This is a genomic window from Paenibacillus sp. NPDC058177 (genome assembly GCF_042883835.1).
GTDB classification, from domain to species: domain Bacteria; phylum Bacillota; class Bacilli; order Paenibacillales; family Paenibacillaceae; genus Paenibacillus_AQ; species Paenibacillus_AQ agri.
The window spans coordinates 902,905-928,380 of the sequence record NZ_JBHVVB010000002.1 but is presented as its reverse complement, the minus strand read 5'-3'; the positions used below and the strand labels follow the sequence as shown (position 1 = coordinate 928,380).

General features: G+C 47.4%; 21 protein-coding genes, 8 tRNA genes and 1 rRNA gene. 22 read left to right on the top strand and 8 right to left on the bottom strand.

The features are described from left to right. The 16 genes from rrf to ACFVU8_RS14095 all read left to right on the top strand — a co-directional run. A 5S ribosomal RNA gene (gene rrf, locus ACFVU8_RS14170) occupies positions 1-91 on the top strand; the annotation flags it as partial. Positions 92-545: 454 nt separating this feature from the next. Further along, positions 546-620 (top strand) — tRNA-Glu (locus ACFVU8_RS14165). A 57-nt stretch (positions 621-677) separates the two neighbouring features. Then, positions 678-753: transfer RNA gene (locus ACFVU8_RS14160), tRNA-Val, on the top strand. A gap of 41 nt (positions 754-794) precedes the next feature. Next, positions 795-871, top strand: a tRNA-Met gene (locus ACFVU8_RS14155). 24 nt (positions 872-895) lie between these two features. Beyond that, positions 896-973 (top strand) — tRNA-Asp (locus ACFVU8_RS14150). A 42-nt stretch (positions 974-1,015) separates the two neighbouring features. Beyond that, positions 1,016-1,088 (top strand) — tRNA-Lys (locus ACFVU8_RS14145). A gap of 37 nt (positions 1,089-1,125) precedes the next feature. After that, positions 1,126-1,200: transfer RNA gene (locus ACFVU8_RS14140), tRNA-Gly, on the top strand. A gap of 6 nt (positions 1,201-1,206) precedes the next feature. Then, positions 1,207-1,283, top strand: a tRNA-Arg gene (locus ACFVU8_RS14135). A gap of 14 nt (positions 1,284-1,297) precedes the next feature. Continuing rightward, positions 1,298-1,376, top strand: a tRNA-Leu gene (locus ACFVU8_RS14130). A 303-nt stretch (positions 1,377-1,679) separates the two neighbouring features. Then, positions 1,680-1,865 carry a MerR family transcriptional regulator gene (locus ACFVU8_RS14125; protein ID WP_387427995.1) on the top strand — a complete coding sequence of 62 codons (186 nt, stop codon included), beginning with the start codon at positions 1,680-1,682 and terminating at the stop codon, positions 1,863-1,865. Positions 1,866-1,917: 52 nt separating this feature from the next. Continuing rightward, a complete protein-coding gene (locus ACFVU8_RS14120; protein WP_387427994.1) occupies positions 1,918-2,727 on the top strand; it encodes a CPBP family intramembrane glutamic endopeptidase in 810 nt (269 codons plus the stop codon). Between the two features lie 554 nt (positions 2,728-3,281). After that, positions 3,282-5,252, top strand: coding sequence for a helix-turn-helix domain-containing protein (locus ACFVU8_RS14115; RefSeq protein WP_379468303.1), 1,971 nt, complete (start codon positions 3,282-3,284; stop codon positions 5,250-5,252). Between the two features lie 73 nt (positions 5,253-5,325). Further along, complete coding sequence (locus tag ACFVU8_RS14110; RefSeq protein WP_379468332.1) at positions 5,326-6,351, top strand: FecCD family ABC transporter permease; 1,026 nt, start codon at positions 5,326-5,328, stop codon at positions 6,349-6,351. Then, positions 6,348-7,361: a FecCD family ABC transporter permease gene (locus ACFVU8_RS14105; RefSeq protein WP_387427992.1), complete on the top strand. Its 1,014-nt coding sequence runs from the start codon at positions 6,348-6,350 to the stop codon at positions 7,359-7,361. Before ACFVU8_RS14110 ends, ACFVU8_RS14105 begins: the two co-directional genes overlap by 4 nt. A gap of 9 nt (positions 7,362-7,370) precedes the next feature. Continuing rightward, entirely contained in the window at positions 7,371-8,228 is an 858-nt protein-coding gene (locus ACFVU8_RS14100; RefSeq protein WP_387427991.1) for an ABC transporter ATP-binding protein, read from the top strand. Then, positions 8,225-9,949 (top strand): ABC transporter ATP-binding protein, encoded by a 1,725-nt coding sequence (locus ACFVU8_RS14095; RefSeq protein WP_387427990.1) that lies wholly within the window; start codon positions 8,225-8,227, stop codon positions 9,947-9,949. Before ACFVU8_RS14100 ends, ACFVU8_RS14095 begins: the two co-directional genes overlap by 4 nt. 283 nt (positions 9,950-10,232) lie before the next feature. Here the strand turns inward: ACFVU8_RS14095 and ACFVU8_RS14090 are convergent, their stop codons facing one another. The 5 genes from ACFVU8_RS14090 to ACFVU8_RS14070 are packed head-to-tail and all read right to left on the bottom strand — an operon-like array spanning position 10,233 to position 14,084. Further along, on the bottom strand, positions 10,233-10,991 hold the full coding sequence (locus ACFVU8_RS14090; protein ID WP_387427989.1) for an amino acid ABC transporter ATP-binding protein: 759 nt from the start codon (positions 10,989-10,991) through the stop codon (positions 10,233-10,235). Continuing rightward, positions 10,984-11,727 carry an amino acid ABC transporter permease gene (locus ACFVU8_RS14085; protein ID WP_286154950.1) on the bottom strand — a complete coding sequence of 248 codons (744 nt, stop codon included), beginning with the start codon at positions 11,725-11,727 and terminating at the stop codon, positions 10,984-10,986. The genes ACFVU8_RS14090 and ACFVU8_RS14085 overlap by 8 nt, the downstream gene beginning before the upstream one ends. A 10-nt stretch (positions 11,728-11,737) precedes the next feature. After that, on the bottom strand, positions 11,738-12,589 hold the full coding sequence (locus ACFVU8_RS14080; protein WP_379468292.1) for a transporter substrate-binding domain-containing protein: 852 nt from the start codon (positions 12,587-12,589) through the stop codon (positions 11,738-11,740). Positions 12,590-12,603: 14 nt separating this feature from the next. After that, complete coding sequence (locus tag ACFVU8_RS14075; RefSeq protein ID WP_387427987.1) at positions 12,604-13,626, bottom strand: glutathione S-transferase C-terminal domain-containing protein; 1,023 nt, start codon at positions 13,624-13,626, stop codon at positions 12,604-12,606. 35 nt (positions 13,627-13,661) lie between these two features. After that, entirely contained in the window at positions 13,662-14,084 is a 423-nt protein-coding gene (locus ACFVU8_RS14070; protein WP_379468288.1) for a GNAT family N-acetyltransferase, read from the bottom strand. Positions 14,085-14,324: 240 nt separating this feature from the next. Between ACFVU8_RS14070 and ACFVU8_RS14065 the strand changes: the two genes are divergently transcribed. Then, a complete protein-coding gene (locus ACFVU8_RS14065) occupies positions 14,325-15,185 on the top strand; it encodes a helix-turn-helix domain-containing protein (protein ID WP_387427986.1) in 861 nt (286 codons plus the stop codon). A 136-nt stretch (positions 15,186-15,321) separates the two neighbouring features. Here ACFVU8_RS14065 and ACFVU8_RS14060 read toward each other — a convergent pair whose 3' ends face one another. The 3 genes from ACFVU8_RS14060 to ACFVU8_RS14050 all read right to left on the bottom strand — a co-directional run bounded on the left by ACFVU8_RS14060 (position 15,322) and on the right by ACFVU8_RS14050 (position 18,414). Further along, positions 15,322-16,692, bottom strand: coding sequence for an MFS transporter (locus ACFVU8_RS14060; protein WP_387427984.1), 1,371 nt, complete (start codon positions 16,690-16,692; stop codon positions 15,322-15,324). Between the two features lie 108 nt (positions 16,693-16,800). Next, positions 16,801-17,382, bottom strand: coding sequence for a TetR/AcrR family transcriptional regulator (locus ACFVU8_RS14055; RefSeq protein WP_379468282.1), 582 nt, complete (start codon positions 17,380-17,382; stop codon positions 16,801-16,803). A gap of 141 nt (positions 17,383-17,523) precedes the next feature. Further along, on the bottom strand, positions 17,524-18,414 hold the full coding sequence (locus ACFVU8_RS14050; protein WP_387427982.1) for an NmrA/HSCARG family protein: 891 nt from the start codon (positions 18,412-18,414) through the stop codon (positions 17,524-17,526). 175 nt (positions 18,415-18,589) lie between these two features. Here ACFVU8_RS14050 and ACFVU8_RS14045 point away from each other — a divergent pair, with 175 nt between their 5' ends. The 5 genes from ACFVU8_RS14045 (at position 18,590) to ACFVU8_RS14025 (ending at position 25,428) form a co-directional block, all read left to right on the top strand. Then, a complete protein-coding gene (locus tag ACFVU8_RS14045; protein ID WP_387427980.1) occupies positions 18,590-18,961 on the top strand; it encodes a winged helix-turn-helix transcriptional regulator in 372 nt (123 codons plus the stop codon). 74 nt (positions 18,962-19,035) lie between these two features. Further along, the gene (locus ACFVU8_RS14040) at positions 19,036-19,962 is read left to right on the top strand and encodes a helix-turn-helix transcriptional regulator (RefSeq protein WP_387427979.1); all 927 of its coding nucleotides are present in this window, start codon (positions 19,036-19,038) and stop codon (positions 19,960-19,962) included. A 95-nt stretch (positions 19,963-20,057) separates the two neighbouring features. Continuing rightward, positions 20,058-21,929 (top strand): class I mannose-6-phosphate isomerase, encoded by a 1,872-nt coding sequence (locus tag ACFVU8_RS14035; RefSeq protein ID WP_387427977.1) that lies wholly within the window; start codon positions 20,058-20,060, stop codon positions 21,927-21,929. Then, positions 21,929-22,921 carry an ROK family protein gene (locus tag ACFVU8_RS14030; RefSeq protein WP_387427976.1) on the top strand — a complete coding sequence of 331 codons (993 nt, stop codon included), beginning with the start codon at positions 21,929-21,931 and terminating at the stop codon, positions 22,919-22,921. The genes ACFVU8_RS14035 and ACFVU8_RS14030 overlap by 1 nt, the downstream gene beginning before the upstream one ends. Further along, entirely contained in the window at positions 22,918-25,428 is a 2,511-nt protein-coding gene (locus tag ACFVU8_RS14025) for a glycoside hydrolase family 38 N-terminal domain-containing protein (RefSeq protein WP_387427974.1), read from the top strand. The genes ACFVU8_RS14030 and ACFVU8_RS14025 overlap by 4 nt, the downstream gene beginning before the upstream one ends. The last annotated feature ends 48 nt before the right edge of the window (positions 25,429-25,476 follow it).

Below are 25,476 nucleotides of genomic sequence, written 5' to 3'. Positions count from 1 at the left end.
ACGCGTACCCATCCCGAACACGACCGTTAAGCCCTCCAGCGCCGATGGTACTTGGACCGAAGGGTCCTGGGAGAGTAGGACGCCGCCAAGCACTAGACCACTGTTGAATTTACAACAGTGGTCTTTTATTTTTTTAGAAGAAATATTGAAACATCGAAGAATTAACAATAAAGTGTAATCGATTTGTACTGGAGAATGTCATGTGAAAATACGGGAGACTGTGTTACAGAAGTGCTTACGTCCAACTGCTGCTAAAAGGAATCCATGACCTCCTAGCACGTCTACATCTGCATTAACAGTCTGACCGCTTAAGAAGCTCTACACAGCCTCATAGAGGCTGTAGAGGCCATTATTTTGATTACTAAGTCTTGTAATAACAGGTGAACTAAATGCAGCCCTGAAGGTTTCTACAGTATTTAGAGTGCTTTCTTTACTCATTTATTGTATGTTAAAACGCTCTATGAAATTTATTTCAAAAAAGTTGTTGCTATAATCTGAAATATATGATAAGATATTTTTTGTTGTCACATAAACAACTGATGCATGGCCCGTTGGTCAAGGGGTTAAGACACCTCCCTTTCACGGAGGTAACAGGGGTTCGAATCCCCTACGGGTCACCAAAAAAAACTTGCACAATCGAAACGATTGTGATATAGTATAAAAGTTGTTTATCACATGGAGGCTTAGCTCAGCTGGGAGAGCATCTGCCTTACAAGCAGAGGGTCGGGGGTTCGATCCCCTCAGCCTCCACCATGTAACCTCCTCTGGAGGATAAGATAACATGTTTTTACTGACGCGGGGTGGAGCAGCCCGGTAGCTCGTCGGGCTCATAACCCGAAGGCCGCAGGTTCAAATCCTGCCCCCGCAACCAATTTTCATTCATGCAAATATTCTTGGAACCGTGGTGTAGTTGGCCTAACATGCCTGCCTGTCACGCAGGAGATCGCGGGTTCGAATCCCGTCGGTTCCGCCATCTTTTCTGCTTTAAAGTCGAGAAGTTGTATTTTGCAAGTATGAGCCATTAGCTCAGTTGGTAGAGCACCTGACTTTTAATCAGGGTGTCGAAGGTTCGAGTCCTTCATGGCTCACTTTCTTTAAAGTGTGCCGAATGAAAATTTACCGTATGCGGACGTGGCTCAGCGGTAGAGCATCGCCTTGCCAAGGCGAGGGTCGCGGGTTCGATTCCCGTCGTCCGCTCCATAATTTGCGCCCTTAGCTCAGCTGGATAGAGCGTTTGACTACGAATCAAAAGGCCGGGAGTTCGAATCTCTCAGGGCGCGCCATTTTAATAAAATATGCCGGTGTGGCGGAATGGCAGACGCGCTCGACTCAAAATCGAGTGGGAAACCGTGGAGGTTCGAGTCCTCTCACCGGTATCACATTAAAAAGCAGTAGTTCATTGGACATTAAGTCTAATGAACCACTGCTTTTTTTATTATATTTAAAACCTCATTCATAGCATTAGCTGACGAAATCTTCGAACTGTACTTCAAATGAGAAGTGAGAATGATTTCTAAATGTACGAACTTCTGATATGGACCCATCACAAGAACGCTCATATTGAATGTTGCTCAGGCATCCCATTCAATATGAGCGTTTTGGCTATGTCTTTCTTTTGTCGGATAAAAAGGGCTTGCGCATAACGTAACGTCAGGAACTATACTGGTGCTTGAAAGGGGATGGGAAGGAAAAGTAAAACGTACTACACCATGGGTTCGCTCACTATACTGACCTCAACGACGGTACGTGCACTTGACTTTTATTGTCAGAAGGGACTACTCAAGCCAAGCCGTTATAATGAACAGGGTCACCGGACTTATACCGACGAAGATTTGCTTCTTCTCCAACAAATATTGATCTTGTAAGAAAACAAGAATAAATGAAAGAAAATATTAATTTTTAATGGGAGTGTTTATAATGTCAATCAATAGGGACAAGCTGCAAGAATCTTTGGATCCTGCCCTTCGGGTTCGTCCTCGCGTAGGATGGGGTGTTCTCACCTATTTCCTCTACAGCGCAGTTTTCTACGCGATCTTCGTGCTCAACGGTATCGACTACACGCGAGTTGGTGAGAGTGAGCGGACTCTTCTTCTCTGGTATATAGCACCGCTGTCCGGCGGCGCCGTGCTGACCATCACAATGGTCACGATCTACGGATGGTGGCGCCCCAGCCTGGTGGAAAGGCGGCGTCTTTCCCGTTGGACAATGACTCTCCCGATCATCATGATGGTCATCGCGATCGTGAACATGCTGATCGGCGATTTTACCCGTATCACGCCCCTCATGTGGCTGTATCTCATCCTCGGCAGTATCATGGTTGGCTTCAATGAGGAGATGATCAATCGAGGTCAATTGATAGTGGCTCTACGTAGCCGCTTTGGCGAAACCGGGGTTTGGCTGCTCTCAACAGCGATGTTCGCAGTCTTTCACCTGCCGAACATGTTCTGGGGCATCGGGGCGGGTGCCCTGTTCCAGGTAATGATCGCTTTTGGCCTCGGTTCGATCTTCTACCTCGCCCGGCGGTCTACCGGCTCGCTCGTGGCCTCTATGTTCCTGCACGGGCTCTGGGACTTTAGCGTCTTTTCAGCGAATGGTGCTTCGGCGTTACCCATCGCTGGTTTACTAGCTCCGTTGTTGGTGATCGCTGCAGTGATCACGGTCCCGATCATCCTCCGCCGTGAAAGAGGGCGCGATAGCGCTCAAAGCGTGTCACGATCAGTCGGCTGATTCATCTGTCTTTGGAAACCCTGCTGAACTGCTCTAGAGCAAAATCAAAGGAGCTTACTCTATGTTTTTTGTAGCATGAAGAAATGAAGAGGAAAAGCAAAGCTTAAAAGAATTGCAGGAGAGCTCCATCTGGAAGGCACTGCCTGCAGTGAAGAATAATCGAGTATACGTTGTTTCAGAGGACTGGATTAGAACAGCTCTGATCAGTATCAGTATGAACTGGCAGCTGGACGAAGCCGTTCGAATGCTGGCTAAATAAAGTCTAGTAAAATTTCTGCTATCTTCCGAATAGCATATGCGACTCAAAATCGAGTGGGGAAACTGTGAGGTTCGGCTTCTCTCGCCGGTACCATAGTAAACAACAAAAGGTTCATTAGATATCACAGCTAATGAACCTTTTTTTATTTATATTTACACCTCCATTCTTAGTCGTTGCCTGCTCCCCAATGTCACATAATGATGATATACTTACCTTTTAAATGATATTGATAATCAAAATCAATTTATGGGTGGTAGATAAATTGGAAAAAAGTGAGATGAGGGAGCACAGATAAATGCAAGAAGAAGCAGAAGTAAGTCAGGTATTTACACCGGAGATGATCGATACGATGGCCCACATTTGGACACGTTCGATCATTACATTAATAGATATACGCTTTCAAAATGTAGCGTCCCAGTACCCGTTGGAGCAGTATAAAATGCCTAGTAGCATGCTTATCTATACATATGGAGGAGAAGCGCAAATTCAACTGAATGAAACTACATTTGGAATGGAACGCTTCGGCTTGGTTCACGGCGGGAAGGGGAGCCTGCTCAGTATTTCGCCTAAAGGAGAGCCTGTGAAGACCTTTATGGTTTTTTATAAAGCGGAATTACCTCTTTTTTTCAAGAGGCACCTGCAGCAATTACTGGAGGAAGCGAATCCATTTGTTCAACAGTTTGGTTATACACCAAGTAATCCTATCCTGCTGCTCGATTGGTTTCAACAGATGTTGAATGGCTGGAACCGCGGCAAGACGATGGATCAGCTACAGGCCAAAAGCTTTCTATATCAATTGATTCATGGGGTGTACAGAGATTTTGAGAGTGGTGAGATTCGCTATCTCCAGCCAGATCCAGCCTGTTCTGCCAAGACATATCTCGATAAACATTACAGGGAGCCGATTATGTTTCAAGAAATTGCCGATATGTTTGGAATCAGTGGTGGGCAATTGACGCGGCTCTTCAAAAAGAAGGAAGGGATGAGCTTACAGGAGTACCTCATTCAGAGAAGGATTGAAGCTGCCTGTCATGACTTGAAGCATACAGAAGCAACCATTAAAGAGATCGCAACAGGATCTGGTTTTGCAGATGAGAAAAATCTGTTTCGGATGTTTAAGAAGTATTACAAGATGACGCCAAGTGATTATCGGAAAATAAACGCACTATCCATGCAGGTTGATGGTATTGATAATGATTCTCATTTTCTTTACTATGAGAGGGAACTAGCGGGTCTAGTCCAGTCTTTTAGAGAAGGGGAATCAACCATGTTTGGAAAAGTAAGAAGTAAAGAAATGATCTTGGCGGCGGCGATGAGCTTGATGCTGTTATTGTCGGCATGTGCGTCGGGAACGCCATCGAATAATGGGGGAACGGTGAATCCAACTCCTGCGCAGACACAACAGACAACACAACCGGAAGTATCAGAGACGAAAGCTTCAGAAGCAGTCTCGCAGACCAGAACGATATCCACAGTAAAGGGTGAGGTTAAGGTGCCTAACAACCCTCAGCGTGTTGTAGTCGATTATTTGGTTGGTGACGTGGTGGCCCTAGGTGTAACTCCTCTAGGTGTGGCAAGAGCGGCAAGGGACGGGAAAGAGGCTGTTTTTGCTAACCAGATTACGGACTCCATTAAAATAGCTATGGAGCCGGAAGATGTCATGACTCTTGAGCCTGATCTGATTATTTTAGCATGGGGCGATGAAAATTATGAAGATTTATCCAAAATTGCCCCGACAATTTATGTCCCTTATGGTGATATGACTACAGAAGAGCGGATACATTTTATTGGCGATGTTTTGAACAAGCAAGAAGAGGCTAAGGCTGTTTTGAATGCTTATGCTGAAAAAATTGAAGAAGCGAAGCTAGCCCTTCAGAATGCAGGTCTTTCCGACGTGACGATTACTATGGGGGAATTCAGTGATAAAAGTAACTACATCGCTGGAGCCAAGCATGCGGTTGGCGAGCTTATTTATAATGAACTTCAAATGAAGGCACCGTCAAAGGTTCAAACTGATATTATTGATGCAGATAAATATTGGGGAGATATCTCTATGGAGGTCTTGGCTGATTACATAGGGGATTATCTAATCGCTATAGGAGATACGGAAGTTCCTACTGATAATGCGGTTTGGAAATCGCTACCTGCTGTGCAACACAATCGGATCGTAACAGTGGGTACATCGCTATCTTGGTCCACGGATATAATGACTTCCAGTGCCTTGATTGATCATATTGTAAATCAATTGCTGGCAATGGCTAAGTAAGGGTTTTGACGAGGTATAAAGGGGTACACCAATTTACAAACATGACTTCAATAGGTGAGGAAAGGAAAACGTGATGAAAAACAAGCCTGAACAAAAACGCCGTGGGGCGATGAACTTCACCATTTACATGGTGGTAGGGCTTGGATTAACGGTTCTCATGTCGGCGGCATCGATTAGCTTCGGTGCCGCCGACATGAGGTTAGCGACTGCATGGGAGGCTATTTTCCGATTTGATCCAACGTTCACTGAGCATCAAATTATTCAAACCTTACGTCTTCCGCGTACCGTAGCGGATCTGATCGTCGGGTGCAGCCTTGCGGTATGTGGTGCTATTATGCAGGGAACTACGCGCAATCCGCTTGCCGACTCCGGGCTGATGGGGATCAGCTCTGGGGCAGCATTCGCGATTGCACTTTGCCTGGCCTTTCTGCCAGGTTATTCGTATGGGCAGATGATGCTATTTGCTTGTCTGGGAGCAGCGCTTGCGACCGGAATGACCTACTTTATCGCTTCACTCGGCAAGCGCGGGATGACGCCTCAACGGCTGGTACTGGCAGGACTGTCCATCTCCATGCTGTTTGGCGCACTCAGTCAGTATTTGGCGATCAATTACAACCTGGGTCAAGCATTGGCATTCTGGACGGCAGGCAGTACAGCGGGGGCCAAGTGGGGGGAATTGCTGATTATCTCACCGCTATTTGCCGGTGGTGTACTGCTGGCGCTCGCGCTATCTCCTTCTGTTACACTGCTCAGTTTGGGGGATGATGTGGCAAGCGGACTTGGTATTCGCAGCGGACTGGTTAAGGGTTTATCGACGATTGTCGTGCTCGTGCTGACTGGCCTTTCTGTTGTCGTGGTTGGCCCGGTTGGTTTTGTTGGTCTGATTACCCCGCATATTGTGCGAAACATGGTCGGTGTTGACTATCGGTACATTATTCCGGCGGCTGCGCTATATGGTGCGTTGCTGACCGTATCGGGCGATCTGGTTGGCCGCTTGATCAATAAGCCGTTCGAAACACCGATCGGCATTATATTTTCTATCATTGGTGTGCCGTACTTTCTCTTCCTGGCTCGCAGGCAAAGGAGGGAATTTGAATGATTAAGCAGCGTTATTCGGTGCAGCGGGGCATCATCGTCAATGTAGTGCTTGTGGTGCTCATCCTTATGTTTGCTGTCCTTAGCGTGAATTCTGGCAAAATGAATCTTTCACCGCTAGAAGTGCTGAACGTTCTTCTGGGAACGGGTACTGACAAGCAAAATCTGATCGTGTTCGATTTTCGCCTGCCACGAATTGTACTGTCGATCTTGGTAGGTATGGGAATGGGGGCGGCTGGGGTCGTGATGCAGAGTTTGCTGCGCAATGACATGGCAAGTCCGGGGACACTAGGTATCAGTTCGGGATCGGGTTTGTTTGTCCTGTTCTTCGTTGTATTCATTGCATCGACAGGAAAGAGTTCCTTTATTGCCCTGCCATTGCTGGCCTTTGTTGGCGGACTGTTAGCGGCGGGATTGATCTTCTTATTATCGTATCACCGTGGGCGAGACATCTCGCCAATCGGTTTGATCTTAACCGGAGTCGCACTCGGAAGCGGATATGGGGCGCTGACCACCTTCCTGACACTCAAGCTGGATAATTCGCAGATGGACTTCATGCTGCAATGGCTGGCGGGGAGCTTGTGGGGTGCTAATTGGCGCTACATTTCCATACTGGCACCATGGGTCTTGATTTTACTGGGCTATATTTTCTATAAGGCTCGCATATTGAACACCCTCCATCTGGGTAATCAGACTGCACAAGGGCTGGGCCTTGCCGTGAAGCGGCAGTTTTTGGGATTGTCGATCGTTGCTGTTGCTTTATCCTCTGGTAGTGTGGCCGTGGGCGGAAGCTTCTTCTTCGTTGGCTTGATTGCTCCGCATATGGCAAGAAAACTGGTTGGTCCCGATCACAAATTACTCGTTCCGGCTGCCAGCCTGGCCGGGGGATTAGTCGTGGTGCTGGCTGACACGATTACGCGCACGGTTAGTCTGGGGGGAGATGTGCCGACGGGAATCGTCATTACGGTCATCAGTGTTCCTTACTTTCTTTATTTACTAGCGAAGGCTAATTAGGAGGACGCCATGGAAAGTATTACAGCGCAACAAATCGATATTGCTTATAATGATACGCTTATCGTAAAAGAACTGGATTTGCAGATTCCGCGTGGACAGATTACCTCGATTATTGGTCCCAACGGATGCGGCAAATCAACCGTACTAAAGGCAATAGGTCGGCTACTTAAGACCAAGAATGGCACGGTCTATCTGAATGGTGCTGATATCTGCACATTGTCTACCAAGGAAGTGGCCAAGCAGATGGCGATCCTGCCGCAGACACCGACCGCACCAAGCGGTTTGACGGTGGGTCAATTAGTCGCTTATGGGCGTTTTCCTCATCAAAGGGGCTTCGGCAAGCTCTCTAAAGAGGACAAGCAAGTAGTCGCCTGGGCCCTATCGGTTACACAGCTTACAGTGCTTGAGCATCGTGAGGTCGATACGCTCTCTGGCGGTCAGCGTCAGCACGTATGGATTGCGATGGCGCTCGCCCAGCAGACCGATCTGATCCTGCTGGATGAACCCACCACCTATCTGGACCTGGCACATCAGCTCGAAGTGCTGGAGCTGCTCTATGAACTGAACCGCAGTCAGCAGGTGACGATTGTGATGGTGCTGCATGACCTCAATCTGGCAGCGCGCTTCTCCGACTATATGGTGGCGATTCGTGGGGGCCAGGTGATGGAGCATGGCTCTCCAGAGCGGGTAATGACGGTACGGACGCTGCGTGAGGTGTTTGCCATTGATGCCGAGATTATGCTGGAACCACGAACGGGGCGACCGGTGTATGTGACGTACGAGCTAATGCGTGATAAGCGTAGAGAACAAGGGGCGGATCAAGGATTTCTAAAAGCTAAGGAACAGAAGGAGGCGGTTGCCACATGAAAACCGCATGGCGTGTCCTGCTGGGCGCACGGAAATACTGGTTGCAGTTAGGCATTGGATTAACTGGTGCCGTGTTGGCCACGATTGCCGGGTTTTATTTGCCCTGGGCGCTCCGCTCGTTGACACAATTGGCGACCGAAGGCAGCAGTCAGTTTGCTTCAGAAGCGCTGAAGATTGGTTTGTTGCTGCTTGGAGCTACCTGTCTGCAAGCCATCGGAACATCACTCGCAGGTTATATGAACCATTATGCCGCACTTCATTATGTGGCCGATTTAAGAACAAGATTATATAGCAAATATCAGCAGATGAGCTTACGTTATTTCCATCGAAGCCGGACGGGTGACTTGACCGGGCGCGTTGTGAATGATGCGATGGAAGCGGAAATTTTCATTGCTCATGCCATTCCTGACTTTATCATCAACGGACTGACCTTCATTGGAGTAGGCATCCTGCTCTTGACGATCAATGTGAAGCTGGCACTGATCAGTCTGATCACGATTCCGTTGCTGCTTGCAATCACGGTATGGCAAAGTAAGCGGTTGTCACCGCTGTGGGGAGAGAGTTCCAAGGCGCGTGGAGAAATCGCTGGCAAAGTGCAGGAAAACTTGTCGGGCATGAAGGAAATCCAAATTTTCAATCGGCAGGAGGAGGAGCGGGGCAACGTTTCTCGTCTGGCTATGAAAAATACGAAGACCTATTTACGCGCCAGTCTGTTCTATGAAACTTCTTTGCCGTTGTTGGCATTCGTGACCACGCTGGGGACCGTGCTTGTCGTGATACTAGGTGGCAGACTGATGTCATCAGGCGAGGTAAGCATTGCCGATATTATCGGATTCATCGCCTACCTGGGTCTTTTTTATCAACCGGTAAAGTCCTTTTCCGGCTTGGTGGAAATGGCCGGGCGAGCCTCCGCTGGCCTTAAACGGGTATATGATGTGCTGGAAGAAGAGGAAGACATACAGGAGAAGGGAGACGCAGTCATTTTGCCGCGTGTACGAGGACAGATCTCCTTTCAAAATGCCACATTCGCTTATCAAGATGGTGCGCCTGTACTAGAAAGGTTGAACCTGAACATTGATCCAGGAAAAACGGTGGCACTTGTAGGCACAACCGGTGTAGGAAAGTCGACATTGGCCAGTCTCGTTAACCGATTCTACGACCCGCAGGCTGGTTCGATTGAAGTGGATGGCATCGATATTCGTGATGTGACGCTCTCAAGCCTGCGTGACAATATCTCGATGGTGCTGCAGGATACCTTCCTGTTTGATGGTTCGGTATATGACAATATCGCTTATGGATGGAAGGACGCGACCCGGAAAGATGTGATTGCCGCAGCGAAAGCGGCTAAAGCGCATGATTTTATAGCACAGATGGAGCAAGGCTACGATACGGTGATTGGTGAACGCGGTGTGCGTCTGTCCGGAGGGCAGAAACAGCGGCTCTCGATAGCACGGGCGATTCTGCGCAATGCACCGATCCTCATTCTGGATGAAGCGACCTCGGCGCTTGATACCACGACCGAGCAAGAGATCCAGCAGGCGCTGGACGAAATATCCAAGAATCGCACAACACTGGTGATTGCCCATCGGCTATCGACGATCCGTCATGCCGACCAGATCGTCGTGCTGGAGGGCACAGAGATTGCCGAGATGGGTACGCATGAGGAACTGCTGCGTAGCGGCGGCATTTATGCACGATTGTATGCGGCGCAAGCCTCTTGAACGTAATTAATACAAATAAGACTAAATAGGAGTAGGCCAGGCCCCTGATTGATATGATCTAACATTGGGGCAAAAGATAGTTCGATGTTACTTGGAATGAGATCAATATTGCCATACGTATAGATGAATTCTTCAGAAGCAGAAAGTGATCCGTCAGTTATGATCGCGTTCAGCGACAGCAAGACCACTTAAGGCCTTCTTCTCAATCCATTTAGCCACGACTGTTTTAGCGGCTTTCAGTGGGTCAGGCAACGGTTTTAAATTGTAAGGTGGATGTTTCATCTTAGATGGAGAACTCCGGCTCCCGGTCCCGGTAGTAATTAGCCAGAAGTTGCTTCGTTCGTTCCAATTTCGGATTTGAAAATACTTCTTCTTGCGTTCCGTCTTCCACAATAGCGCCTTGATCGAGTACCAGTACTCTCGTGGCTACTCTACGAACAAAATTCATTTCATGAGAAACCAGCAGCATTGTGTTTCCTTCTTCAGCCGTCTTTTTAATTGTATCCAGCACTTCTCCGGCCAATTCGGGATCGAGTGCAGAGGTAGGTTCGTCGAGCAACAGAATTTTCGGCTGCATGGCCAAAGCACGGGCGATCGCTACACGCTGCTGCTGCCCTCCGGATAACTGTTTTGGATAGTGATGGATTCTATTAGATAAGCCGACCTTATCAAGCTGAACCATGGCAATTTTTTGCGCATCTTCCTTCGGGATTTTTTTGACGACAATTAATCCTTCCATTACATTTTCGAGGGCTGTTTTCTGGCGAAACAGATTAAACTGCTGAAATACCATGGCTGTACTTTTACGAAGCTCCAGCGTTTCCGATTTGGTTCGCTGAACGATATCAACTTCAAGGTCGTCAATCTTGATGATTCCTTCATCCGGAACTTCCAGAAGATTGATGGATCTCAGTAGCGTAGATTTTCCTGCTCCTGAAGAGCCGATTACGGCAACGACTTCACCTTTTTGGATCGTTAAGTCAATATGATTCAGCACGGTATGTTGATGAAAAGACTTCGTTAAGCCCCGAATTTCAATCAAGAATGACATCTCCTTTTCTTTTCCTCAGGCTCCTGAAGTCAATATCAAGCCGTTTTTCCAGAAAAGCAATTGCTCGTTCGATCACTATCGTTAATGCCCAGTAGATTAAGGCCAACGCACAATAGGACTCAAAGAAACGGAGATTATTCCCTGCCAAGATCCTTGATTGTGCCGTGATTTCGACGACTGAACAGACAAAGGCAAGCGAGGTTCCCTTCATTAATCCAATCAGTGCATTACCCAGTGTAGGAAGAGCAACGATGAAGGCTTCCGGAAGGACGATTCGCCGTAGAACCTGTCCATACGTCATACCTAGCGATTGAGCGGCTTCGGTTTGACCTTTGTCAACAGATAACAAGGCAGCCCGAATGACTTCAGAGTTATATGCAGCCTCATTTAGCGATAAAGCAAGTAACACATAAAAGATGGCTGGAATGGAATTAACATTGTAACTTGTTTCATGATAATAATTGTAGTATTTCAAGATCAGCGGAATACCGGCATAGGACAAATAGAGCTGAACCAGAATGGGAGTTCCTCTGATAAATGAAATAAATACAACACTGATTTGATACAAGACGGGAATTTTCTTCATTTTGATAATAGCAAGCAGGAGCCCCAGCAGGAGCCCAGCGATCATGGAAATTACGGTAAGTTCAAGCGTTACCGGTAAGTATTTTAGCAGCTTCGGAATCAAAGTGAAGACAAGCTCAATGTCAAAAATATTAGGCATCATAAGATTTCCTTTATTGGGTTTTAGGTGCGAAGTCGCCACTCAGATATTGTTCGCTAATTCTGGAAACCGTACCGTCCTCGATTAATTCCTTCAGCCTTTGGTTGACATCGTTCACTAGCTGTTCACTATTTTTGCCCTTGCTTAGAATAAGATAGCTATACGGGACGCCAATCCGGTCAGAATCCTCCTGCGATAATGGTATGGAGGTCAGTTTCAAATCGAACTCTTTGATATAAAGATTAAGCATGGCCGCATCCAATAGGATAAAATCTGCTACTCCGCTTTCCACATGCTGCAATGTGGACGCCAGCTCATCTTCCGTATATTTCAACACAACGGGTTGTTTAGCAATGTTTGTATTATAGTTCTCCAAAGCAACCGTATAGTTTCTGCCTGGGCTGACTTCAGTTGTTTTACCTTCCAGATCCGCAAATGAGTGGATATCATCCCGTCCTGCCTTTACGGCAATGACAAACTGATTTTTCAAAATCGGATCAGAATAAATATATTTCTCTCTTCTTTCCTTGTTGCTGGCGAAATTGTTGGCACCGATCTGATAACGATCACTATCCAATCCGGCAAAGATGGAAGAAAACTCCGTTTTTTCGATATTGGTTTTGTATTGCGGCAATCCTTCAAAAATAGCTTTCAGAATTTGAATATCGTATCCATCGATTTCATTACTGTCATTTACAAAAGAAAAAGGCTTGGGTGCTCCGCCTGTAGCGATATTTACAGTTGTTTGCTCATCACTTTTCAAATTTCCTGCGGTTTCTTTACCTGAATTATTTCCGCAGGCTGTGACGATAATCAGAAGCAATACGGACATCAGAACAAGCGAAAGTTTACTCATTTTTCTCATAGTCTATAATCCCCCTATTTGTTCGGTGAAAATTTATTATCCGGATCAGTGCTTTTAGTTTGTCTGTCATGTGGGGTTGACCAAAGGCCATCATAATCAACCTGCTCCCAAAACCGGGAGTTAAAATCAATGAAAGTGCCTGATTTATTCTTCCCGTGTGATTTGGCCATGTCCTGCAGATAAGTATTGTTCTTAAACGCCGGAATCTCATACAAATCACGCGCATAACCCCAGATGTTCTTGAAATCGACGATACGGTTGCGAAGCGGTCCTAAATATTTGAAATAGTAGGTGTCAAAACGGGCCAGCGTAACAAACAAACGAACGTCGGAGTCAGTAACATAATCACCGAAGAGAAAGCGATTATGATCCAATCGGTCTTCAATGGAATCAAGCGCCGAGTATAGATGGTTATAAGCGTCATTGTAAGCTTCTATTGACTGAGCGAACATCGCCTTGTATACACCATTGTTGACGTTGTCATACAAGAAATCGTTGTACTTGTTGATCTCTTCCCTTAATTGAAGGGGGTACAAATCCGGTGCCCCAGACTTGTGAAAAGGAGCGAACTCGTTCTCAAGATAATTGGTTAACCATACGTAATCGTTATTGACGACCTTTCCTGTCGTAATGTCCACCAGGGCCGGCACTGTTGCTCTTCCAGCATAATTTGAATCTGCATTTGCATATAACTCACTCAGAAACTGCACAACAAGCACGGAATCCGTTCCGTTCTCATCGTAGACAAATTCCCAGCCCAAATGCTGTTCATGCTTGCCATGACCTACAAGATTAATACTGATCGCTTCTTCCAGCCCCAGTAATTCGCGCACGATCGAGGCCCGGTTAGACCAATTGCAGCCTTTGGCCCAGATCAACCGGTAACGTCCTGCTTCAACCGGAAGCTTGTTATCTCCAGCACCGAATGGAGTAGTGAAAAAATTCTTTTGACGAATAAAGGTTCCTTTTGCGTTGACCTCATGCTCAACTTCATTGGATTTTACACGAACGTTAGATTGCAAATTCTCTGTCGTCATCGTTTTATCTCCCTTGGTTATTTATGCAAGTGAGGCTATTCAATAAACCCCATTTCCTCAACCTTGTCTACGTTCCGATAAATAGCCATCCCTGTTTTCATTCGGCGAAACCCCAGACGTTTATAGAAATCGACCGTGTCAGGATGCGTATATAAGACGACATTGCAATGTTTGACGAACTTCAGCAGGTCCTGAATAATCAGCCGCCCGATCCCTTGATTATGATAATTTGGATCTACAGCGATATTATATATAGCTGCTTGGGACACACCGTCAGAGATAGCGCGCCCGAATCCGATCAGTACCTCGTCGTCATAAATGAAAGTTACGGCATAGCTATTCTCGAATGCTTGCTGATGAGTTTTGCTTGGGGCGTCGGACAAATCGAAGTAGTTCATAAGGTGGGCTACACGATCCCAATCCCGGTTTAAACAGTCATTATAAATATTTAGTTTCATAGCGTACCCTTTCTTCTAAAATTCACGTGTCCATTCGCACTTCTTAACTATTATTCTCAGTAAACTCATTCGGTTTAACAGATTATAAGGCGGTCTTGATAGAGAAATATAGTAAAAAACGGAACTATAAAAGATATTGACAACATTACTAGAAAGTAAATAAAATAATATATTAACATTTGCCCATAGGAGTTCTTGGTATTTTTGTTGGCAGTATTATGTTTTTAAAGGAGGTCTTTCATGAGGCCAATTAATCGGAGAAAATATCCGTACCACCCGCACCAGCCCATTTTTGAAAATGTTCTGGACACCTATGCTGAATACCGTACGGATGCCTCGCCTCTCTTTCAAGGCGGAGTAATATTCTATGGATTCTATATGAATGATTTCAATTTTAACCGCATATTCGTAGTTCCGGACGGATGTCTGCATCTCGTAGTTTGCTGTCATAAGGAGCATCCCTCGGCCAATATTTGCGGAAGTATCTTCAAAGGGAGACAAGGGGTATTTGTCCGCTCGGATTGCGAATATTTCGTCATATGCTTCATGCCTGGATATGCGGAATTTTTCTTGAAATATCCGATCGGCGAGTTCAGTGAGATGGAAATTCCGATTCAGGAAGTATTCCCTCACGCTGCCGAGCTGTTAGAGCGAGTCGCCGAGCAGACCAGCTTCGCGGGGAGAATCCGCGCATTTGAAGCCTTTTATCTGAATCATTTTCGCGATGGGTTAGAAGTCCCGCTTCTGGTCAAGTATCTGACGGAAAAGATCATTACACTCCGTGGAGCCTTGAACGTAAAGGAGCTAGCTCAGGATACCGGATATTCGAGCCGTTATATGTTGAAGACCTTTGAAAAATTTGTAGGCGTGTCGCCCAAGCTTCTCGGCCGCATCGTCCGGTTCCAGAATGTTATTTATTCGCTCGAACATAAGCATTGCGACGAGACGCTTGACCGTATTTTCGAAATGGGTTATTTTGACCAGAATCATTTTATAAAAGAATTCAAAGAGTTCAGCTTCGTTACGCCAAAGAAGTATATCCAGCAGATTGATTCGGCTCATATGTTGATGAACGGAAATGGTACACCGATAGTACGGTAACCGTAACGGCGTAGTGATATTAATTAATTCGATAGTTTTAGAAGTGAGGAAATGATAGTTTAGAAAAAAAACCGCGAAAGACCCTTGATTTTACAAGGATTTTCGCGGGTTTTAGATTCCTCTTTCTGGACTTATTTCATCCCAGCACTTTTTCCGCCTTGGGCAGAATGCCCAGTGCTGCAACCGCTCCAAACAGGGAGAGAACGAGGGCGATCCACCATCCATGACGGAAAGTCCCAAGGGCGGGTGCTGATGAGGTACTCAGGGCGATGACCAGCAGCGTCGTTCCGAGAACAGAACCAATCTGACGGGACATGTTCACCACTGCACTGCCGGTCGATGCCTGCTCCCGGGGCAGGTCAGAGGTAGCTGAAGAGATCATAATAGGCAAAGCGAATCCATAGCCAATACCGATTACCAGCCACCCCGGCAAAATTTGTAGCCAGTAGTTCGGTGTGGCCTGCGCGGACAAGATAAACAACAGCGGTCCTGCACCGATCAACAGGTTGCCGATTGCTGCGATTTTATTGATCTGAATATGTCTCGCAAGACGTTGAGCAAGTGTGGCAGAAGGCCATACTAAACAAGGCCCGAGGGTAAGAGCAAGACCAGTAGCCAGTGTGGACCAGTTCCACACATTTTGCAGGTACATAATGACAGATAACAACTCAAGTGCAAAAGCCGCATTAATAAGAGCGACACCTATGCTGGACCTGGTGAAAGGTCTGCTGCGAAATAAGGAAAACTCAATAATCGGAAAGGGATGCCGACGAGATTGTAGGATGAACCACAGTAAAGCCAGAGCAAATACGATAAAGCTACCCCAGGTGTAGACATTGCCCCAGCCCCAATCAGGCCCTTTGTCGAATCCGAGTGAAAGTGAGCCGATAGCAATGATTAGCAGAAGACCTCCCCAAAGATCCGGAAGCCGCGAAGCCTGATTCGGCTTATCCTTTGGAATATAACGGAGCGCAGCCAGGAAAGCCAGAATACCAATAGGGATGTTGACCACAAAAATCCACTCCCAAGAGAGCTCCAGTAGAAAGCCTCCAACCGCCGGACCCGCTGCAGCTGCGAGTGAGCCACTGCTGGCCCAAATCCGGACAGCACGTTTTTTGTGTTCTTCGGGAATGTTTGTTAGTAGCAGACCCAGTCCGCTCGGCGTCAGCATTGCACCCCCGGCGGCCTGGAGGCACCGGAACATGACGAGGAGCCACAGATTGCCGCTTAGTGCTGCGCCCAGACTGGAAGCTGTAAATAGTGCTATCCCCCAGACGAACCCGCGCTTTTGTCCGTATCGATCGGCTAATTTCCCGGCAGGAACCAGCAATGCAGCATAGAAAATGGCATAACCGTTAAGCACCCAGCTCAGATTGGACAGCGAGACCTGGCCGATGGATTGACCGATATTGTTCAAGGCTACATTGACTATAAAAACATCCAGACTAGCCATGAACACCGTGATACAAGTGATGAACAGTATGATTTTATGTGAACGATTGTACATTGTGCCTAACATCCTTTTCTATAAAATAAGAAAGATTACGTCTTACGATTAATTATGGAATGCGTGGTCAATAAATCAGGATAAAAAAACCTCTACTGGAGAGGTGAATTAAATTAAAAGCATTTCAATTGCCGTATCCAATTGGCTTTGCATTTGTTCATGGGTAGCACCTGAACGCACCATAACTCTTATCCCGATGATGGTGTTTACCAGATGGGTAGAGATTTGTTCGCTGGAAAGCTTCAGAATAACGGACCCTTCTTGCTGGCCTTTTGAGATAACGACCTCAAGCATTTCTTTCATCCGCTGGAACATATGGTCAAACTCTATTTTGACACTACTGGATTCGGAGTTCTGCAACTCAAGCGTTGAATTTACAATCATACAGCCGTAATTGTGTTCGTAATGGGGGCGAAGAAAATGCAGCTGCCAATAGCGCAGTGTCTCCAGTGCGGTCGTACCATGACTCAGTAATTCCTCAAACCGTTCCAGAAACTCAGTGTTGTACAATGACATCGACTTGCTGAACAAAGCTTTTTTATCGCCAAACGCGCCATAGAGGCTCTGTTTGTTTAGTTTGGTTCCTTTCGTTAGGATGTCATACGATGAAGCGTTATAGCCATGTTCCCTAAAAATGTCTATGGCGGCGTGCAACACGGTATCATAATCAAATTCTCTTGGTCTACTCATGGTTACATCATAATCATTATGGAATGCGTAGTCAATAACTTAGACAGTATAAATCTAAAAAACGCGAGCAAGGGGTGAAATGACCCTGTTACTCGCGCTTTTTTCAGTTATAGTGATACAGGTGCTGTCTCATACATAATCTCATGAATGCTCAGGAAGAAACAATGCCTCAAACTTTGCTTTTCCTTGCTTTTCCACCCAGGTATTAAAATCCGTAAGTTCCGGGTATGTCTTGCGTACAGCAGAAATATCGACCTCGTGGCCTTCTTCGTTTAACCATTGGAACACGCCGGCCAAGATTTCATTATGCTGGCGCAACGTGTCCAGCGGAATTTGAACGTAAGGAATGGTACGGTTAGTTATACGGCCTATAGCATCGGCAATCTGCAAGGGTGTTAAATTGTCGCCGGCAATTTCAACAGTTTTGCCCAAATAGTCGTCTGGAGATCTAAGTGCTAACACAACGAAAGCGCCGATGTCGTCCACAGCTACGAGTGGGATCACTCCATCTGGCTTGAAGGGTTGTGCGATCGTTCCGTTCTGCACGCCGGCGGACATCGGGTCTGCGAAGTTTTCCATGAAGGTGGCGGGACGTAATATGGTAGCCGGCAAATCGAGTGAAAGAATGTACTGCTCGATATCCCATTTCTGCATGTCACGATATCGGGATTGCGCATCTGCACCGCCAACAGATGTATAAACGAAGTGCTGGATCTTCGCCTTTAGGGCAGCGTCCGCTACAGCCTTCCCAATACGTCTTTCATCATCGTTGGATTCGAGAGTAGGGGTCCAGCCCGACGCCTGAACGCTGAATACGCCATAAATCCCCTGCATAGCGGCATCGAGCGAAGCAAGATCGTTCATGTCACCGAGAAAAAGATCGGCTCCCCATTGGGACAGTCGCAGGGCCTTCTCACTTGATAAATCGCGGACAAATGCACGAACCTTCCAGCCATCGGCGAGTAAATGCCTAACAGCCGCACCTCCTTGTTGTCCGGTTGCTCCCAAAACCAATATCTTTTTATCACTCATATCCTAATGCTCCTCTCTAAGCTATATAAGACTATCTCTGCTTAAACTAGACCATAGCAGTTAAATAAGCCCTGTTGTTATCTTAGATTATTAACTATATAATTTAAAGTAGACACATTATTGATATATAACTTCAAAAATTAGACTACCTATATTTTAGTTAGGAGTGATTTCTGTGGATGTACGTAAAGGGGACGAGCTATGCCTCATCTCTATTCGTGAAGCTTTGGAGGTTGTTCGCGGAAAATGGTCTTTTTTGGTGCTTTCCTTACTTAGTCTGGGGCCGCAACGATTTAATCAAATGCGAAGAAATTTAGATAACATCAGCATCAAATCTTTAACGGATGTCCTGCGTCATTTGGAGCAGTATAAGGTCATCAATCGCGAAGTGTTTCCTACTGTACCTGTAACCGTTGAATACTCACTAACAGATAAAGGGCGGGAGTATATCCCCGTGCTTGGGCAAATGCGTAAATGGGGTGAAAACTGGGGCGAACATCCGCAGCTCGTTGATGGTCGCCAGTATCGTTGTTGCACAAATAGGTGAGACCCGTGAAATGGTAAGCTTGTCTTTCATAAAGTAGGCAGTATACAATGGGAGCGAATAAAGGAGGGATGAACATGTCGATCCAATCCAGCTTCCGAAGGGCCAATGCTATATGTAACCGACATGCTACAAAAATTCAAGGAACCGGCTTGTCCATAACTATTTTATATTGGGGATTCATGCCGGCTCATTTCGATAATTCCCTCCACCGCCATTCTTTTTTTGAAGCTTGTTATGTGATGGATGGAGAGGGGAGCTATTATGAACACGACCGGGAGTATGATCTAGTAAAAGGAACGGCGTTTCTATCGAAGCCTGGCGTATGGCACCAGATTCGAAGCACTTCCGGATTGACACTATGCTATGTCGCATTTGAAATAGATGAATCGCTAACAGAGCCGTTGTATCTCGAAGCGTATCGACAGCTAGCTGACAGAGGAAATAGCGTTGTTAGCGGGGCCGACTTCTCTTCTACAGGATATTTGTGGCAGGCGTTAATAGCGTTGTGTGCAAGTTCAGTCTCAACAATCCCGCTATCCCTGGAAAAGGTCGCGCATTCTCTGCTGTTGTCCTTCCCGGATTTGCATGGCCTGACACTTACCGCGGGTGAAAGTGTTCAACAGCCGATTTCTCCAGGGCATGCTTTATTTAGCCAAGCCAAGCGTTTCATCGACGATAACTTAAGCAATGAGCTTACGCTTGCAACCGTCGCGAGTCATCTGCATATCTCTTCCCGGCATTTGACCCGATTATTTCAGGAGCATCTCAGTCAGTCCTTCGTACATTATATTCAGGAGCGCCGGATGCAGCATGCAGCGCAGCTTCTGCTGAATGATTACATACCCATTAAGGACATTGCGTTACAATGCGGCTTTCAGTCCGTGCATTACTTTACCCGTGTTTTTACCCGTGCGCTTGGCGTATCCCCTGCCAAATTTCGCCGTTCGCAATTCTCCGAAGGTCGCTCCGGCAAAAATCATTACCCTCCGAACATGTCCTGATTGTACAAAAATAGTGCCCTTTCCTTTAAAGACGCTGTCCCCAACAATTTATACAATGTGAACATGCATTGATTACGAGTTGGGAGGCAGCAGCAATGGAAGTAAGTAAAGTTCGACCCTTTAATTCGGTTCCGGTTAATCCTGTAAGGCTGCAAAGTCATGAGGAAGTGCAGTCCGATATCGGGACGGGCTATGAGGCATGGCTTCGGCTAATAGAGGACCATTTTAACCAACACAATTCCAAAACATATCATTTAGCCGTTGACGGTACCCATGGCGCGGCATTTACGACGATCCTTGAGCAACTGCAAACGTTATGTAGCCAAGAGAACATTGCATATATTGAACTGGATAGTACGCGGTATATGAAAAGCAGCGCAGAGCTATTATCGGCGTTTGACCGTTATTTGACCGATAACCGCGCTTTTGGATTTATTGCTTCAGATATCGATTATAAAGATTACTTCAGAGCGCAGGCGCAAGCTGATTGGCAGAATGACGTCGCCGAAAAGCTTCATCCATCCTTGGAATCCTTAGAGGGGACTGGTTCACGTACGATGATTATTACGTATGGACCAGGCGCAGGCTACCTCTCTTCGGATGCCTCACTATCTATATTTTGTGACATTTCACGAGAGAACCAACAGCGCCTTCACCGGCAAGGAATGGGTTCGCTGCAACTCGGGGAATGTGTAGATTCAGTAGAGACGTATAAACAAGCATTGTTCCTGGAATGGCCGGTATGGGAGCAATACCGTAAGCGCTATCTGAATGATTTTGACTATTACATGGATATGAATGATCCTGATCAGCCGACGTTTCTTACGCTTCCGCTGCTGCGTGCTCTCATGCAAGCCGCCGCACAGCAGCCGATTCGTGTGAAACCTTTCTTTGCTCCGGGCATTTGGGGCGGGCAGTATTTGAAGAAGCTTTGTCAATTGCCAGAGGAGTGGGATAACTGCGCCTGGAGCTTTGAGCCGATCGCACCGGAAAATACGCTGCTGATTGAAGCCTACGGTCATACGCTGGAGCTACCGTTCCCGCTGCTGTTGTCTGCTCATCCAGAGCAAATTATGGGGGAGCGGAATGTTCAGCTATTCGGAGATTATTTCCCGATCCGCTTTGATTATCTGGATACGATTGGGGGCGACAATCTATCTCTACAGGTTCATCCCCGCCAATCCTATATTGAGGAAACCTTCAATGAAAGGATGACCCAGCAGGAGTCCTATTACATCATGGAGCAAGAGGAAGGAACAACTCCCTTTGTAGCCCTTGGCTTTACCGAAGGAACAACCGGAGAACAGTTGCTGGAAGCAGTGGATAACGCTCATGCCTCGCGAGAGCCGCTAGAAGTAGGGCGGTATGTCAACGTGCTGGATGCTCAAAAAGGCGATTTGTTCCTTATTCCACCTGGAGCCGTTCATTACGCGGGCAGAGGCAACCTCGTGCTGGAAATCTCATCTACCACCTGGTGGTTTACCTTCAAGATTTACGACCACTTGCGTCTGGACAAAGACGGCTTGCCGCGGCCTATTAACCGAGACCATGCAAGCCGCAATATGAATGACAGCTTCAGTACGCCTTATGTTCATAAGCATTTGGTGCCATCTCCTGTCATTACTCGCGTACAGGGCAGTAGTAGCGAAGAATTGCTGGGAGAGCGTGAAGACTTGCTGTTCCAGGTCAACAGATTAAAGCTGAATGGCGAATGGCATGGCGATACGAACGGTCAATTTCTCATGTTCAATCTGGTCGAAGGCAATCGTGTTCGTCTTACGCCGCTGAATAATGAAGAAACCGCTGTGGAATGGGGATATGCGGAGTCCTACATTGTTCCCGCCGCAGTGGGGGAATTCCGGATTGAATCCATAGGTGACACAACATGCAGCTTAATCGTTGCTCAGGTCTCTCCAGATTGGCATACTCCGCTGCTGCCTCATCATTGGCAGGGTGGTGAAGTGTAATGGAGCCTGGGGTCTTACTGCAGACCGGCTTAATGACGACCATTGCAATCGATGCTGGAGGAACGTATTTGAAGGCGGGTGTCCTTAAGAACGGCATTCTTCTGCCTGAGCTTTCTTTCATTCGGCCATCATATTCAAATGGAACCCCGGAACAGATCGTAGGCGGTCTGGCAGATCTTATTCTGGAACTGTCAACCGCCTATAGAGCGCAGCAAGGTATCGAAGAACATCCGGCCGGATTTGTAATCGGACTTGCCTTTCCGGGACCTTTCGAATATGAGTCAGGCATTTCACGTATTCGTGGGCTCAATAAATATGAATCCATTTACGGCCTTAATTTGCAAGCACTGCTGCGGGATGAATTAACCCGGCGTGCGGAGCTTAATTCATCAATGCCATGGTTGTCCGAGCTGGCTATGGCCCCTATCCGACTGGGCAATGATGCCGTGCTGTTCTCCCTTGGCGTCAGCAGATTGTTCCCGGAGGACAAAATGCTATGTCTGACGCTGGGAACGGGGCTTGGATCTACCTTTATTGAGAAGCGGAAAGTGGTCACCGGCAGATCAGGCGTACCGGCCACGGGCATGCTGTATGAAGAGAAATTTGACGGAGAACGAATCGATGATGTATTCGGCAGCAGAGGGATTTTGTCGCTGGGTGATAGCCTCCAGGTTCGTTCAAGCGATGATAGTGTACAGAATCTGGCTGTTGCTGCCCAATCAGGTGATCCCTCCGCCATTCAGGTATGGAAAATATACGGCCAGCGGCTTGGTCACATGCTTCGTCCTTATGTAGCTGCCTTTCAGCCCGACAAGCTTGTTCTTGGCGGACAAATTGCCAAAAGCCGAGACTTATTTGCAGACAGCTTGCTGAGCGCACTGAAGCCGGAGCAGGCAGAGCTTTATTATGAGAACGATGTGCTGGGGCAAGTGTTCTATGGCATTCATCAACTGTTTGACACTATTCATAACATAAAGGAGTTCTCAGAATGAACCTTCAACAACAATTAGAGCAGAGCTCTATTCCGCTGCCTGCACGCAAGTGGACAATTTACGCGATTCACCATTCTCACACAGATCTGGGCTACACTGAGCGGCAGGAGAAAATTGAACAATACCATGTCGATTTCATTCGCCAGGCTCTGCGTATTGTCCAGGATGCTCATAGCGGGGCTAACCCCGATTGGCAAGGATTCCGCTGGACGTGTGAGACCTTCTGGGCTGTGGAGCAGTTTTTGCAGCAGGCCAGTACTGCTGAGCAGCGGGATTTTGCCGAGGCCGTTCTGCGGGGCGACATTGAATTATCCGGAACATACCTCAATATGACCGAGCTGCCGGATTACGGTCTGCTAAGCAAAATTCATAGCAAAGCGCAAGCATACGCCCGTTCGATCGGACATCAGGTGGATAGTGCGATGACGGCAGATATTAACGGTTATAGCTGGGGATATGCCGATAGTCTGCTGCAAAATGGTATCCAGCATTTATTCAGCTGCATTCATACTCATCACGGCATGTACCCGCTTGGGCGCAAGCAGCTTCCGTTCTGGTGGGAGTCTCCCAGCGGCGAGCGGCTCTTGGTATGGAACGGCGAGCACTACATGTTTGGCAACGAGCTTGGGCTATGCCCGGGAGCGCTTGGCAAATATATGATCCGCGACGAGTTCAATCATAAGCTCGTTGAGCCGGAGGAGATTCATGATCAGATTGCTAATATCCGTATTCATCGCTATCTCACCCAATTGGAGACGGAACAGTATCCGTATCCGTTCGTGCCTGTCATGCTATCTGGACTGCCAACGGACAATGGAGCGCCGAACAGTGCAATCATTGAATGGATTGGACAATGGAATCGTCAGCACGGTGAGCAGATTTCCATTGAAATGGTCAGCTTGAGTCAATTTTTCGAGCGATTGAAGCAGGAAGGACTAGATGAGCTGCCAGTTCATGCAGGAGATTGGCCGGATTGGTGGACAGATGGCGTCAGCTCCACACCGATGCATACCCAGATTTACCGTGACGCGCAGCGCACGCTCCGCAAGGTAGAAAAGCTCGATCCGCAGCGGAAGCATGTCAGTGAACAAGAACTGGAGTCGGTCGAGCAGGCACTGGTTCTGTATGCAGAGCATACCTGGGGCTATCATTCCTCCATTTATGAACCCTGGCATAAAAATGTACAAATGCTGGAGGTGCGCAAGCAGGCACATGCCGCAGAAGCAAGCCGTTTAGCTTATCGTGCACTGGATGCTGTGCTGCTGGCTGAGAATGGAGCGACATTATATCCTGGCCGTCCATATCGCTTCCGTATAACGAATACGTCGGAGCTTGAAATCACGGAGCTGGTGCAGCTGAGGCTGGAGGGATGGGAGCCGGATGAGCTTCGCAGTGGCGTGGAGGTCATCCGTGAAGATACTGGAGAAGTATTGCCTATGCAATCATCCCAACCGCAGATCATCATCACAGAGCTGACGCTGAAAGGACTGCAGACCTGCATGCTAACCTTGCGTCCGCTGCCGTCTAAGTCTGCAAGCACAGGGATAACGGTATCCAATACGAAGCTGGTCGGCAGTGACCGGGTATACGATATGGTCGACATTTATCCTCTTATGCCAGCTGGGGCAACTGCATCACCAATCACCTTGTCTCAGCATGGGCTGGAGTCTCCGTTCCTCTCTCTGAAATGGTCGGAAACAGGCGGCATTACCTCATGGTACGATAAAGAGGCAGGAAAAGAATTGCTGCGGCCGGATGCACAATATGGTGCTTTTACACCGGTTTATGAGGTTACTGTTCCTGCTGCGGAATCAGAGGCCTCCGAGGTCTGGGGTATTCGGTCACGCATGGGACGTAACCGTAAAGGCCTGGGTGTGCAGCGGTCGATCGGCCGGCTTGCCTCTGTCAAAGAGCTGGATAACGGTCCGCTATATGCTACGCTGGAGCTTCGCTACCAATTGCAGGGGATCTCCTATTTCTCCTTGTTCCTTAAGGTATACGCCAAGACCAGCCGTGTAGATATCTCCGTCCGCTTCCATAAGGACAGTGTCTGGAATCCGGAAAATGTGTATCTTGCGCTGCCGTTTACCGCTGGGGACAGTAAGCAAGAGACTTTATATGCGGATAAGCCCGGCGGTCTCGTACGACCTTGGAGAGACCAAATTCCGGGAAGCTGTCTGGACTACTCCGCCGTACAAGCAGGAATCGCGTGGCAGGATGAAGAGCGTTCCCTGATGCTGGCGACTCCAGATACACCGCTTATCCAGTTGGGATCGCTAGATTATGGCACGAGACAGGTTCATACCCAGCAGCAGCCTGACACTAGTCCGGAAACCTATGCCTGGCTTATGACGAACTACTGGGAGACGAATTTCAAAGCAACCTTGGGCGGATTTTATGAGTTCCAATATTACGTTACTATAGGTGATAAAATGCCTCCGGCTAGCATTGCCTCGTCCCTGCAGGGTCTTATTGAGCCATTCGTTGTAACCCGGTCCCGCGACTGAGGTAACAAGTTTACCTTGCACATAACACACGAAGAAACAGCGCTTTCT